Below are 14,186 nucleotides of genomic sequence, written 5' to 3'. Positions count from 1 at the left end.
CCCGAGAACTGGCACGGGTGAAGTTCCTCGAAACGGTCCGGACGGCCCTTCGACGGCGCCTAGTCTTGGGCCGCTCGATCGACGACCGGAGGCCGTGGTGGTTGTTGCTGTTCCTGTCTTTCCCGTGAGGTTCCGGGCCGCAGCGGCCCTCGCCGGTGGTGCGCTCGTCGCGTCGTCGATACTGGTCCCTGCTGTCCCGGCCATCGCATCGGTGGCGGACCTGCCGGCTCCGTCCGGTGTCACGGTGGGCGGCCAGGCTTGCGGGGCGGACCCGGTGACGGTCGTCCGCGACCGGCAAGGCTCCGAAGACCTGCCGTTCACCGCCGAGGTCGACGCAGGGGTCAACCGTGTCACGGCCGTCGCCCTCGACGCGGTCGGCAACGCCGTCGCCACGTGGATATACGCCGCTGACAACCAGGTCGTGCAGGGAACGCTTCCGGCGAGGGACCTCACCGACAACGCCGTCAACATGCTTCGGGTCAGCGCGTTGGCCGAGGACGGGACGAGCGGCCCCGCGGCCGAGTGCACGTTCCTGCTGCACCGTGGTCCTGTCGCCGAACTGTCGATCGTCCCGGTGCTCGGTGCCGAGACCGTCTACAGCTCCTGGTCCGTCCGAGGCGGCGTGGGCGTGGCCGGTGCGTTCGCAGTCGTCGCTCCCCAGTCCCCGGACACCGTCGCCTTCGCGTACGGATACGCCGCGAAGGACACCGCGGAGCCTGCGGTCTGGACCACCGTGCCCGCGACGGAGCACGCAGTGATCCCGTTCGTCCCGACGGCCGCGGGACAACAGGTGCTCAAGGTGGCCGAGGTCGACGAGACAGGCCTCACCGGTATGGCGACCAACCAGAAGGTCTTCGTCGCGCGCCCGGATCAGGCCGAGACGGTCACTCCTGCCGTCACCGCCCGCAAGCTCACGGACACGCAGCCGGACGACGACCTGGTCACGGTCCGCCTCACTCTCACGGACGATCTCGTGGCGGTGGCGGGGCAGGCAACGCTGTACGACGGCGCCACAGAGCTCGGCCGGACAACGTTCGACGCACGCGTCAAGGACGTGGTGCTGCGGCAGAGCCAGATCGGCCCGGGCCATCGCGATCTCCGTGTCGAGTACGAGCAGTTCACCGGCGCTCCGACCGTGACGACCACGCTGCGAGTCTGCGTCGTGTCGTGCCCGTTCACCGGTGGGTCTGCGACGGTCCGGTCGACCTTCTGGTCGGGTACCAACTCCCATCCCAGCTACAACAGCTCCTACCAGGCCGTGGCCGAGGGCTTCAGCCCGGCACCGGCGTCCTACACATACCAGTGGCTCCGCAACGGTGCAGCCATCAAGGACGCGACGAGCGAGCTGTATCTGAGTTCACCGGCGGACATCGGACACAGCATCTCCGTCCGCGTCACGGCACAGGGGCCCACCATGAGCCCGCGTTCGGTCACCTCGACACCGTTCACGGTCAAGCCGCGGGACGCGATGCACGTCAACTATGACCTCAGCCCCGTCGGGTCCTCGTTGTCGAACAGCTACTGCTACTGCACCGCCACGGACGGCCAGAGCACCGGCCGGGCAGGCAGCGGAAGGGCGGCGCAGGCTCTGGTCGCCTTCCCGTCGTCGCAGTCGTACACGACAGGTCTGGTGCCGCCGACCAGCGCCGAGAGCGAGATGCCGGCAGCCTTCTGGTTCGAGACGGAGGGCTATGTCCAGGGTCGCGGATGGGTCGGTCCGAAGGCCAAGAACGGTATCTACTACGTCGGCAGCATCGGGGAGCAGCGCCGTCTCGAGGCCATCCGGATCACGCCCGGCGGCCCACACGCTCCGTTCTACGACGTCTGGTACCGGGCGTACGTGCCGAAGTTCGGGTGGCTCGGCTGGGCCAAGAACGGGGAGGCAGCGGGAACGACCGGATTCGGCTACGGCATCGAGGATGTCCAGATTCGGGTGCTCCCCAAGGGCAAGGCACCCACGACGTCGGGCACGGGGAACGCGCCCTTCTACGACAAGGCGACCCAGAACCAGGTGACCGTTCAGCCCTACCTGCGGCCGGCGGGCTGGAAGACGACTGTGCACGGCGGCTCGACCGCCGGGCTCACCAACACCTCGCAGCGCCTGAACGCCGTGCGCGTGGACGTGGACGGCTTGCGGTACTCGGGCGGTGTCCAGGTGTCGGCCAAGGTCGAGGGCGACGGCTGGCGGTCCTGGGTGGGCGACACCAAGGTCGCGGGAACGTACCACCGCACCGACCGTACGTCGGCGTACAAGATGCGACTCACCGGTGAGATGGCCAAGCAGTACGACATCTACTACCGCGTCCACGTGGCCGGCACCGGCTGGCTCGGCTGGGCGAGGAACGGCGCGGGCGCCGGCACCGAGTCGTACGGGTCCCGCAACACGGCGGTGCAGGCGGTGCTCGTCAAGAAGGGCGAGCGCCCCCTGATGAGCGCCTACGGCCGGGCGGCCTACAAGCGCTGACCGCCGGACGACGGAGGGGCGGGGTGCGGACAGCCGCACCCCGCCCCTCCGTCGTTGCGCCGGGCTCACCACCCGCCCGGCGCCAGCACCTTCCGGATCCGCTTCTCGCTGACGGGGCCGTCCGTGCCGAGCTGCTGCGCGAACAGCGAGACGCGCAGCTCCTCCAGCATCCAGCGCACCTCGGCGAGCTCGGCCGCGCGAGCGGCGTCGGGGGAGCCCACGGCGTACGTGGCCTGAGCCTTCTCGTAGGCCGAGGTCACGTCGCCGATCCGCCAGGCGAGGTCCGAGTCGCGCGCCGGGTTCTCCGTCGCCTTGGTCAGCCGGTGCGAGTCCGCCCGCAGGTAGCGCGCCACGTGCGGCAGCCGCCGCGGCGGCGTCGCCGACACGAACCCGTCGTGGATCAGGCTCGCGCGGTGCTCGCGGATGTCCTGCAGCGTGTTGAGCAGCGCGAGGCTGCCCGACGCGCGGACCTCCGCCTCGAGCGTCCGGCTCGCCGACAGCGCGGCGACCACGTGCCCGACGACGCGGTGCACCTCGTCCTCCAGGTGCTTCCGCACGAACGCGAGCGCGTCCCCGTAGGCCGCCGCCGACCGCACCGAGGCGGCGTCCGGCCCGCCAGCGGGGGTGTCGTACCGCGCCTCGTCCGTCGGCGACGTCAGCGAGACGACGGCCGCGAGCTGCAGGTCCGCCACGAGCGCCTCGGTGCTCGCATACGGCGACGCCGCCAGGGTCAGCGACTGCGTCCCGGTCCACCGCGACGTGATCCGCCCGGTCCCGAGCGCAGCCTCCGACACCAGCAGCCTGCGCACGCCGGCGGCATGCGCGGCGGCCTGAGCATTCTCGTCGGCCAGGATCCGCAAGGCCACGCCGACGGTCCGCGCCTGCCCCTTCACCTTGGGCGCGACCTCCTCGACGAGCGCCGGGAACCCGCGCACGACGACACCGGCCCCCACATCGGTGGCCACCGACCCGGGCAACACCCCGCCGTCGGCCAACCCAACAGGCCAGGTAGTAAGCCCACCCTGCTCCCCGACCACAACCCCGGCACCAGAACCACCAGCAAGCCCGCCAACACCGACACCCCCGCCACCCACCCCATCACCGGAGCGGCCGCCCATCCCCAAGGGCGAGGGAACCACGGAGGGCGCGGACGGCGAAGACCCCCGCGCGGACGTATCCCTTCCCGAGGTGGAGGGCCCCCTGGGGCCCGTGAACGCGTCCGCGCGGGGGTCTTCGCCGTCCGCGCCCGCCCCAGCCCCAGCACCGCCAGCAACAGCAGCAACCCGAGCCTCAGCAAGAGCACGACCGACAGCACCCTTCACCGCAGAACGCACAGCCGCTTCAGCACGCCCAGCCAACTTCCGCTGCAGCAGCACCAGGTCCTTCGACTCGTCCAGCACCACAGCAGACGCCGACCGCCCGCGCCCGCGCTCCTCGATCACGCGGAACGTGACCCGCAGGTGCCGCGGCAGCCGCGAGACCCGCTCGTCGTCCCACACCTCGGGCGGCACCACGACGTCGCGCAGCGCGCGCACCGCCCGGGTGAACGCCGCGGTGTACGGCTCGGCCATGTCGCCGGCCCGCGCGATGTCCTCCCAGGCCGGGGTCTCGGCGCGCAGCCAGGCGACGACGTCGCGCGCCACGTCGGGCGCCGGCACCAGCTCGCGCCGCACGGTCTTGGGCAGCGACTTGATCGTGGCGACCGTCAGCTCCTCGAGGAGCCCCGGCACCATCCAGTCGAACCCGTCCGGCACCACGCGGGCGAGCACGGCCACGGGGATGTGCACGGTGACGCCGTCGGCGTCGGACCCGGGCTGGAACTGGTAGGTGAGCGGCAGGGAGAGCTCGCCCTGCGGCCAGGTCTCGGGGAACTCGGCGGTGTCCACGGAGGCGTCGCCGACGAGCTGCTCCATGGTGAAGGTGAGCAGGTCGGGCGTCTCCTTGCGCGCCTGCGACCACCAGCGGTCGAAGTGCGCGGCGGACACGACCGAGTCGGGGACACGCTCGTCGTAGAAGGCGAAGAGGTCGTCCTCGTCCGCGACCAGGCCGCGCTGCCGGGAGCGGGCCTCGAGCTCGCCCGCCTCCTCCAGGAGGGCACGGTTGTCGTGGAAGAACCGGTGGTGCGTGGTCCACTCGCCCTGCACGAGCGCGTGCCGCACGAACATCTCGCGTGCCGCCTCGGGGTCCACCTTCGCGTAGAGCACGCGGCGGTCGGACACGATGGGCACCCCGTACAGCAGCACCTTCTCCGTGCACATCGCGGCGCCCTGCTTGCTGGACCAGTGCGGATCGGAGTAGGTGCGCTTCGCCAGCGGCCCGGCGAGCTCCTCGGCCCACTCCGGCTGGACCCGGGCGACGTCGCGCGCCCACAGGCGGCTGGTCTCCACGAGCTCGCCCGCCATGATCCACACGGGCGGCTTCTTGGACAGCGGCGACCCGGGGAAGATCGCGAACCGCGCCCCACGGGCGCCGATGTACTCGTTGCGGGCCTGCTTCTTCGCCCGCTTCAGCGCGATCTCGCGCTGGGCTCCACGCAGGTGCGCGACGGCGGAGGCCTTGACCTCCCCGGTGTCCTGCATGCCGAGCTGTGACAGGAGCCCGGCCAGCAGCGACCGGTGGATCGTGTCGTCGTCCCAGGTCTGCCGGTACGAGGGCGGCTCGACCTCGGAGGAGCCCTCCGCCGGACCGGGCTGAGCCCCGCCGTCCCGCCGGTGCCGGGGCTGGAACGACATCTCGATGCCCAGGGGCTTGGCCATCTCGCGGAGCTGCGCCACGACATCCTGCCACTCGCGGATGCGCAGGAAGTTCAGGTACTCGGCCTTGCACTGCCGCCGGAACGCGGAGCTGGACAGCAGGCGCTGCTGCTCCCGCACGTACTCCCAGAGGTTGAGGTAGGTGAGGAAGTCGGAGCGCGGGTCGGCGAACCGGGCGTGCAGCTGGTCCGCCTGCGCGCGCTGCTCGGCGGGGCGCTCGCGGGGGTCCTGGATCGAGAGCGCGGCCGCCACGACGGCGACCTCGCGGGCGACGCCGTGCCGCGAGCCCTCGATGACCATGCGCGCCAGGCGCGGGTCCATCGGGAGCTGCGCGAGCGTGCGGCCCACCTCGGTGAGCCGCGTGACGCCGTCGACCTCCTCCAGCGCGCCCAGCTCGGTCAGGAGCTGCACGCCGTCGCGGATCGCACGCGTGTCCGGCGGTTCGACGAAGGGGAACCGGGCGACGTCGTCGGGCGTGCTGACCACACCGACCGAGATCATCTGCAGCAGCACCGATGCCAGGGAGGTACGCAGGATCTCGGGCTCGGTGAACTCGGGCCGCCCCTCGAAGTCCTCCTGCGAGTAGAGGCGGATCGCGATGCCGTCGGCGACACGGCCGGAGCGGCCGCTGCGCTGGTTGGCGGACGCCTGCGACACCGGCTCGATGGGCAGCCGCTGCACCTTGGTCTGCTTGGAGTAGCGGCTGATGCGCGCGGTGCCGGGGTCCACGACGTAGTGGATGCCCGGGACGGTCAGCGACGTCTCGGCGACGTTGGTGGCCAGCACGATGCGCCGCGAGGCGTGCTGCTGGAAGACGCGGTGCTGCTCCGCGCTCGACAGCCGCGCGTACAGCGGCAGGATCTCGACGTGCTGCGGGTGCTTCGGGTCGCGCGCGCGTTCCTTGAGGTGGCCGGCGAGGCCGTCGGCGGCGTCGTGGATCTCGCGCTCGCCCGAGAGGAACACGAGGATGTCGCCGCTGCCCTCCCGCATGAGCTCGTCGCAGGCCTCGATGATGCCGGTGACGAGGTCCTTCTCGTCCTCACCGCGCGCCTTGCCCTTCCTCTTGGGGCTGCCCGAGTCGCGGGCCGACGACGGTCGGTCGCCGTCCGTACCCGGCTCGCCCTCGTCCGGCGAGAGCGGCCGGTACCGGATCTCGACCGGGAACGTGCGGCCGGACACCTCGACGATCGGGGCGAGGTCCGGCAGCACGTCGGTGACGTACTCGGGAGCGCCGGCCCGCCCGGCCAGGGCCGCGGGGGAGAAGTGGCCGGCGAACCGCTCGGAGTCGATGGTGGCCGACGTGATGATCAGCTTGAGGTCAGGCCGCTGGGGCAGCAGCCGCGACAGGTAGCCGAGCAGGAAGTCGATGTTGAGGGACCGCTCGTGCGCCTCGTCGATGATGATCGTGTCGTAGGCGAGCAGCTGCGGGTCGCGCTGGATCTGGGCGAGCAGGATGCCGTCGGTCATGACCTTGACCAGCGTCTCGTCGCTGGACTGGTCGGTGAACCGCACCTGGTAGCCCACGACGCCGCCGAGCTGCGTGCCGAGCTCCTCGGCGATGCGCTCCGCGACGGTGCGCGCGGCCAGGCGGCGGGGCTGGGTGTGGCCGATCTGGCCCGTCCGGCCGCGCCCCAGCTCGAGCGCGATCTTGGGGATCTGCGTCGTCTTGCCGGAGCCGGTCTCGCCCGCGACGATCACGACCTGGTTGTCCCGGATCGCCGCGGCGATGTCCTCGCGCCGGGCCGAGACGGGCAGCTGAGCCGGGTAGGTGATGGGCGGCATCTCGACGGCGGCGCGCTTGGCGGCCGCCGCCTCGAGCTGCGCGGCGGTGACGCGCTGCGGCCCGGAGCGGCGTGGCCGGCGGTTCTGGTTGTCCGTCCGCCGGCCCGAGCCGCGCCGACGGTTCCGGCCTCCGCCCGGGCGACCGCTATCGCCGTCGGACACGGGGGTGGAGGAAGGCTCGGTACTCACAACCCCCCATTCTCCCAGGAACGGCAAGGTGATTTGCCGCGCGCTCCCGCCGGCGCACCCCGCCGTGTCAGACGTACAGGTCACGGGGGTGATCTGTACGTCTGACACGTGCGTGCGGCCTAGCCGGCCTCCGCCGCGTTCAGCAGGTCCAACGCCCCGTGCTGGCAGCCGTGCCCCGACGCGGGCCGGACGAGCGGCCCGGCCCAGTGCGGGCCGTACATGCCGAGCGCGTCGCGGTCGTTGCCGTACGCGGCGTCGGCCTGCCGGTCGAGGTACGCACCGTACGGACGGTCGGCCAGGTAGGCGTTGAGCTTGCCCAGGCCACGCACGTAGGCGCCCTTGAAGGAGGCGCCGTCGCTGGTGCAGTCGTCGCCCTCGTTCACCTCGCGGAGGATCCCGCCGGGGTTGAGGTACGAGGACGTGGTCGAGGCGTCGGCCAGGTCTTGGGCGGTCTCCAGCAGCGCCGCGTCACCGGTGGCCCGGTGCAGCTCGGCCAGGGCGCCGAGGATCACGCCCTGGTTGTAGGTCCAGGTGGGCTGGCCGTTGTTGGCGCACGAGTCGTTCAGCCCGTCGTTGACCAGGTTGCCCGAGTTGATCATGCCGCTGTCCCGGAACCACTCCCACCCCTCGACCGCCCGCTGCCGGTAGGTGGTGTCGCCGGGGATGCGGTTGTGCAGTGCCGCGTTGAGCTGCACGTAGAGCTCGTTGGTGATGGCGTTCTTGTACGCGATGCCGGTGTTCCACTGCACGCCGCCGCCGCACTTGTCGGTCCAGTAGGCGCGCATGTGGTCGGCGTCCGCGCGGGCGGTGCTCAGGTATCGGCTGTCACCCGTGAGGTCGTAGGCGGCGACCCAGGCGAGGCCCCACCAGCCGGTGTCGTCCAGGTACTCGTTGCGGAACTGGCCGTCGCGGGCGTTCACGTTCTTGTCGTAGGTCTGCGCGATCGCGTACCGGTAGCTGTTCATCCCGCTGATCCGGGCGTTGTCGATGACGGCGGTCAGCGCGTTGGCGCCCGTCCACCAGCCGTTGGTCTCGAACAGGCCCGTGTTCCGGTCCCAGAGCATCATGAGCGCGGTCGCGGCCTCCGTGGACCGGCTCCACGCGTTGCGGTCGTTGCGGGCCCAGGCCGTGCAGGCGATCTCGGCGCGGTCGCCCGCCTTGCCGCAGGCGCGCAGCGCGCCGACGCCGGTGTTGTTCCAGTCGTCGACGTTGTACATCTGCGTGCGCCAGCCCGTGGAGCCGCTCGGGACGGTCGTGGCGCCGAGCCGGCTGCCGGACGCCCAGGTCTTTCCGCCGTCGAACGAGCGGTCCAGCCAGACCTCGTCGCCCGGCTGGCCGCCCTCGATCGAGCCCCAGCCCATGACGTCCGGGTCCGAGACGTGCAGCCGGAGGGTCCGGCCGTGGATCGTGGCGGTCACGGGCACCCGGTCGCCGGTCGCGGACGCGGGGTCCCTGGCGTCGCAGTAGATGTCGCAGATCTCGGCCAGCTGAGCCGCCGAGGCGGCCTGGGCCGGGGGAGCGGGGGCGAGCGGCACCGCCAGCAGGCCGGCGACGACGAGCGCCGCGGTGCGGCCGCGGGCCTGCCGCCCGGCGCGTGCGCCGGGGTGTCTCCTGATGCGTCGGTGCGTGCGGTTCGGGGGCGTCTCTGACAGCGTTGTCATCGGTTCTCCCTGTGCTCGTACTTCGTCCGTCGATGGAGAGTGGAGCAGTGCGAACGCGGCCCGCGGGCCGGCGGCCCGACCAGACTCACGGCAATGCGGCGATCCGTCAACAGCCCCGGGCGCCCGACGGCGCCGGCCCGGCGCCGCGCGGCATCCGGCCGTTCCGATGGGGATCGCTCCCCATGTCGCGCCGGTCGCCCGCCGCCTAGGCTGCCGAAAATCCCTGTGACGTGCGGGGACGCCGGAGAGGGAGCTGGATGGCAGAGCAGCGCAGGGTCGACGTCGGTACGGCGGAGGGCACCCGATGAGCCCGGAGACCATCGCCCGCTCGGTCCAGCGGCTGAACGCCGCGGGCGTCGGCTGGCCCACGACGCGGCGCGTCGCCATCACGGTGCGGCTGGCCGGGCTCGCCGACGTCATCGCGCTCGGCGAGGCGGTGGTGCAGGGGCCGGCGGCGACGCGTGCCGCCGTCGGGGACGTGCTGCGCACGGTGGGCCACGAGGCCGACCCGGCCGCCGCGCTCCGCGAGATCGCCAAGATCCAGCGGGTCCTGTCGGTGATGGGGCCGCCCGCGCCTGCCGGCGTCGGGGAGCGGGCGCCCGAGCCGGAGCCCGCGTCGGCGCGGCCCGAGGCGGGAGCCGGTACCGAGGAACCGGTCGATGCCCCCGCCCTCGACGGGCCCACGGGGCCACGTCCACTGCCGGTCCGCCCGGTGCGCACGACCGACCAGGCGCCGTCCTCTGCCGAAGGGCCGGCGTGAGCCTCAGCGACCTCGTCGACCTGTGCGAGAGCCGGATCGACGAGCTGAGTCGCCGGCGCCAGGGCTTCGAGCACCTCGACGTCCCGGAGTACGTCGAGATCCTGGTCGGCGACCTGCGGGCCGCGGCGTCCGACTGGCAGGTGGCCGCCGGCCACCTGCCCGGCGGGAGCCCCGCGGAGGTCCGTGGCCGCGCGCGGGCCGTCCGGGACGCCGCGACGAGCCTGCGGACCATGGGCACCGCCCTGCGCGGGCGCGAGGTCGACGCGCTGTCCCGGTCGGCCATCGCCGTCGTCGACGCCGCGTGTGCCGGGTACGCCGCCTGCCGGGACGCCTACCAGGCCGTGCTCGACGCCGAGGAGGTGCTGCGCCGGGCCCTCGCCCACCTGCCGGGCGCCCAGGTCACGCGGTGACGTGGGCGCCCGGCAGCACGGGACGGCGCGGTAGGTACGGACGGCGGGGTCAGCGAAAAGGCCGCGGTCAGTACGAGCAGGAGTCCAGGAGCGGCTGGAGCGCGGCCTTCTCGGCCGCGTCGACGCTCAGGCCCCACCGTGACTTCGTGTGGATCCACATCTTCGAGTAGGCGCAGCGCTTGCTCGCGAGCGGCGGGACCCACTCGGCGGGGTCCTTGTCGCTCTTCGAGCTGTTCACCTCGGCCGTGACCGCGATGAGCTGCGGCCCGGTGAGGTCGTTCGCGAAGTCCTGCCGCCGGGCGGTCGTCCACGTGCTCGCCCCCGAGTACCAGGCCTCCGCCAGCGCCACGACGTGGTCGATCGAGATGTCGGCCGGCGCGGTACGGGTCTGGCCGTCGTACTCGCTGTACCAGCTGCCCGACGTCGGGTAGCAGTCGCTGCCCACCACCACGCCGTCGCCGTCCCGCTTCAGGACCGTCTCCCGGGTGGTGCACCCGTTCACCGTGATCCAGTGCGGGAAGAGGTCCCGGTCGTACGGCGCGGACGCGCTCTCGGCCCGCACCGTCAGCGCGTCGAGCTCCGACTGCGCCACCGCCTTGGACGGGAGGCCGGGCGGGTAGGCGCTCGCGGCCTGGGGCTGCACCGTCACGAGGAGCGCGACGAGCGCCATGGTCGTGACCGACGCGATCAGATGACGGACGCGAGACCTGCGGCGGGGGTCCGGGTGGACGACGAGCTGCGACATGGGACAGACCTTTCTCGAGACCGACCTGGGCCCGTTCATGGTCGAGGCGCCCGATGACACCCAAATGACCACCATGTGTAGGTTAGCGAAATTTCACCCGGTCTGGTCGGTTACGGGGTGGTCAGGTCCGGCGTACGGCACGAGGTCCGCTCCGGCCGGGCGGCCCGGCGCGGCGTCCGGGGAGAGGCCGTGCGGGGAAGGCTCGGTGGGAGCGGACCTCGGAGGGTCTGCGAGCTGCTCAGATGGCGCCGGCGGTGAGCATGCCGAAGTAGTAGCCGATGCCGACGAGGATCAGGGCGCCGACGGTCTCGACGATGGCGAGCGCGAGGCCCCAGCGGGCGAGCCACAGGTCGAAGCCCTCCTTGCCGGCACGGGCGACCGCGATGGCGTTCAGGATGACGCCGATGATCGGCAGGGCCGCGAGGAAGAAGGTGACGAGGCTGAAGACGGTGGTCTGGGGGTCCTCCTCCTCGACGACGGCGGGTGCGGGCGCGACGACGGCGGTCGCGGCGGCCGGGGCGGCGACCTCGGTCGCGGTGGCGACCGCAGCCTCGGCGGCGGGAGCTGCGGGAGCGGTCTCGGCGGCGACGGCCTCGGCGGCGGGCGCCTCGGTGGCCGGCTCGGCGGCCGGCTCGGCGGCGGGGGCCGCGGTCTCTGCCTTCGCCTCGGACGTCGCCGCCGGCTCGGCAGGCTCGGTCTCCACGACCTCCGTGGCAGCCGCGGCCGCGCTCTCTTCGGTCGTGGCCTCGGGGGTCGTGGTGTCGGGCGTGGTCATGGTGGAAGTGCTCCCCTGGTTGCAGGTAGTCGGAAATGTCAGGCCATATTGTGGAGTATCCCAATGGTCTTGGATAGACCGGTATCAGGCCTCAGGAGCGACAGAGGCCGCCGCCCCGCAGGAGCGACAGCCTCTGTGCTGTGGACGGTGCTGCCGGGCGCGCACGCGGGCGCCCGAGGCGACCTCAGGTCACATGGACGAGCCGGCCGGGAGCGACAGGGCCGCGACGACGCCGAGAGTGACGAAGACCAGGTACAGCACGGTGAAGATGATCGAGAGGGCCAGACCCCACTTCGCGAGCTTGCTGTCGATACCCGTCTTGCCGGCCTTCGACACGGCGATCGCCGAGAGGATGATCCCGATCGGGGGCGCGACGAACGCGAGCACGAAGCCGACGATCGCGAGAACGTTCGACTGCGGGTCCTGGACGGTGCCCTCGACTGCGGGTGCGTTGGGAGTCTCGGTCATGGGGGACTTCCTTTCACGGCCACACTTCCGGCCGCTCGGTTGCGGGCGCGAGCGCGCCCGTACGGACCCGGGTCAGTGTGAAGCATCCGGAGATGTACCAGGAAGACTTCATTGCGTTGTACGCCCGAATCGTTACTCTTGTCGATCGTGGGCGTCATCGGCGTCGGCGTAGAGCGTCTTCCCTCCGAGAGGGTGGTTCACCTGCGCGCCGATAATTACCCCACCTGAGTTCACCAGATCGTGATACTGCTGTGTAAGGATCCGAACGGCATGCACTGTGCACGACGAGGCAGCGCACCGACCGAGGGGGAGACGCGTGAACCCAGCGAAGACGCTCGTTCCGCACATTCCCCGTGCGGCACTGCGCAAGTACCTCCGCACCGCGTGGACCGGCGCGGTCGCGACCGTGCTCGCCGCGGGCGTGCTGGTGACGGCAGCGGCGAGCGCCCCTGGTGCGCAGGAGGCCCGCGACGGCGGCGACCTGCCGATCCGGCTCTACGGGCTGCTCCAGAGCGTGACCGTCGGCGAGACCGAGACCGCCCCCGAGGGCGTGACCCTCAGCCAGATCGTCGCGGTCCTCGAGCGTGCCGAGCAGGAGGCGCGTGACCAGGGCCCGGACTTCAGCCCGACGGTCGCCCAGGCCGCGGCCGAGCTCGGCATGCTCTACACGACCTACCAGATGCAGCAGCTCGCCTTCGGCGAGAACAACGAGGGCCTCCGCGTCGAGGACGCCCCGGTCGCCCGCGGGTCGCAGGACGCCGACGTCCCGCCGTCGGGTCCCGGCCAGGACGGCGCGGACGACGGCGCGGACAAGGACGGCGTCGACAAGGACGGCACCGCCGGCCAGGACGGCGAGAAGAGCGGCGACTCCGGCCAGGACGACACCCGGACGCCGTCCGACGAGGACACCCCGCCCGCCGTCCAGGTGTCGAACGACCGCGCCTCCGTGATCGAGCCGGACGCCACCGACCCGCAGGCTGGTTATGTCACCTACGACCAGGTGGTCATCGCCGCCGTCCGGCTGGCGAACATGCTCGACCCGTCGGTGCCCAACGCGCTGGTCGAGGTCGAGGGGATCGGCGAGCGCGCCGAGGTCTCGCTCCGGGAGAGCCTGCTCGACGTCGTGACCATGTTCGGTGGGTCCACCCTGGGCTACGCCAACGGGCGCATCCCCGCCGACGTGCTGTGCCCGCTGGAGTTCGCGCCCGGCCACATGCTGCGCTGCGACGCCGCCGAGCGGTTCACGGCGCTGAACGCGGAGTTCGAGCAGGAGTTCGGCTACCCGATCCCGATCACGGACTCCTACCGGTCCTACGAGCTCCAGGTCGCGGTGGCGCACACCAAGCCGCACCTCGCGGCGATCCCGGGCACGTCGAACCACGGCTGGGGTCTCGCCGTTGACCTGGGCAACCCGATCGCCGGCGGCGGCTCCCCCGAGTACGTCTGGCTGCGCCTCCACGGGCCCGACTACGGCTGGGACAACCCGTCCTGGGCGCAGCTCGGCGGCGCCAAGCCGGAGCCGTGGCACTTCGAGTTCTTCGCGGCGGGCTCCATCCCGAACCGCGCCATCGACGCGTCCGACGTCGGCACCTGGACGCCCACCGACTCCACCAGCCCGCGCTACAAGCCGTCGCTCGACCCGAAGCCGAGCGACGGCCAGGACAAGCCGTCCACCAAGCCGTCGGATGGTCCGAGCGACAACCCGCCGTCGCAGAAGCCGCCGAAGCCGACCCCGAAGCCCACGCCGGACGAGCCGACGCCCAAGCCGACGACTCCGACGACGAAGCCCACGCCAAGCCCGGACCCGACGGAGCCGAGCGAGGAGCCGTCGGAGCAGCCGAGCGAGGAGCCGTCGCAGGAGCCGACCGAGGAGCCGACTCCGGATCCGGACCCCTCGCCGAGCCCATCGCCCGACCCGGACCCGTCCGAGGAGTGCCCGGAGACCGAGCCCGGGACGGCTGAGTCGGCCGCTCCGAGCTCCGACACGACGGCCACGGACGACACCACCGCCGACGACGGCACGGACGACGGCGCCACCGACGAGGACCCGTGCGCCACGCCGGACGAGAACCCGGACGGCACGGGGTCGACCACGACGTCGTCCAGCCTGCTCGGGACCCTCTCGAAGGCGACCGTGGTCCGGTCGGGCCGCCGCCCCCGTCGGCCGGAGCTGAGCTGA

9 protein-coding genes are annotated in these 14,186 nt (G+C 72.1%); 4 read left to right on the top strand and 5 right to left on the bottom strand.

What is annotated here, in order from left to right; translation table 11 throughout:
- Positions 1–124 precede the first annotated feature (124 nt).
- Positions 125–2,464 (top strand): hypothetical protein, encoded by a 2,340-nt coding sequence (locus ACIPN7_RS00785; RefSeq protein WP_400537004.1) that lies wholly within the window; start codon positions 125–127, stop codon positions 2,462–2,464.
- Between the two features lie 65 nt (positions 2,465–2,529).
- Here the strand turns inward: ACIPN7_RS00785 and hrpA are convergent, their stop codons facing one another.
- Both hrpA and ACIPN7_RS00775 read right to left on the bottom strand, forming a co-directional pair.
- Positions 2,530–7,188 carry an ATP-dependent RNA helicase HrpA gene (gene hrpA / locus ACIPN7_RS00780; protein ID WP_400537001.1) on the bottom strand — a complete coding sequence of 1,553 codons (4,659 nt, stop codon included), beginning with the start codon at positions 7,186–7,188 and terminating at the stop codon, positions 2,530–2,532.
- Positions 7,189–7,307: 119 nt separating this feature from the next.
- Complete coding sequence (locus ACIPN7_RS00775; protein WP_400536999.1) at positions 7,308–8,849, bottom strand: glycoside hydrolase family 76 protein; 1,542 nt, start codon at positions 8,847–8,849, stop codon at positions 7,308–7,310.
- Positions 8,850–9,153: 304 nt separating this feature from the next.
- Here ACIPN7_RS00775 and ACIPN7_RS00770 point away from each other — a divergent pair, with 304 nt between their 5' ends.
- Entirely contained in the window at positions 9,154–9,609 is a 456-nt protein-coding gene (locus ACIPN7_RS00770) for a hypothetical protein (RefSeq protein WP_400536996.1), read from the top strand.
- Positions 9,606–10,019: a hypothetical protein gene (locus ACIPN7_RS00765; RefSeq protein WP_400536993.1), complete on the top strand. Its 414-nt coding sequence runs from the start codon at positions 9,606–9,608 to the stop codon at positions 10,017–10,019. Before ACIPN7_RS00770 ends, ACIPN7_RS00765 begins: the two co-directional genes overlap by 4 nt.
- Positions 10,020–10,086: 67 nt before the next feature.
- On the opposite strand, the gene ACIPN7_RS00760 is transcribed toward ACIPN7_RS00765, so the two are convergent.
- The 3 genes from ACIPN7_RS00760 to ACIPN7_RS00750 form a co-directional block, all read right to left on the bottom strand.
- Positions 10,087–10,764 (bottom strand): HNH endonuclease family protein, encoded by a 678-nt coding sequence (locus tag ACIPN7_RS00760; protein WP_400536990.1) that lies wholly within the window; start codon positions 10,762–10,764, stop codon positions 10,087–10,089.
- Positions 10,765–11,002: 238 nt separating this feature from the next.
- Positions 11,003–11,539 carry a hypothetical protein gene (locus tag ACIPN7_RS00755; protein ID WP_400536988.1) on the bottom strand — a complete coding sequence of 179 codons (537 nt, stop codon included), beginning with the start codon at positions 11,537–11,539 and terminating at the stop codon, positions 11,003–11,005.
- A 189-nt stretch (positions 11,540–11,728) separates the two neighbouring features.
- Complete coding sequence (locus ACIPN7_RS00750; RefSeq protein ID WP_400536986.1) at positions 11,729–12,007, bottom strand: hypothetical protein; 279 nt, start codon at positions 12,005–12,007, stop codon at positions 11,729–11,731.
- A gap of 316 nt (positions 12,008–12,323) precedes the next feature.
- On the opposite strand from ACIPN7_RS00750, the gene ACIPN7_RS00745 reads away from it, so the two are divergent.
- Positions 12,324–14,186, top strand: coding sequence for a M15 family metallopeptidase (locus ACIPN7_RS00745; protein WP_400536983.1), 1,863 nt, complete (start codon positions 12,324–12,326; stop codon positions 14,184–14,186).

The organism is Promicromonospora sp. NPDC090134, assembly GCF_044746965.1.
Lineage (GTDB): Bacteria > Actinomycetota > Actinomycetes > Actinomycetales > Cellulomonadaceae > Promicromonospora.
Note: the sequence above shows the minus strand (reverse complement) of the source record. Positions and strands in the feature narration are given on the sequence as shown.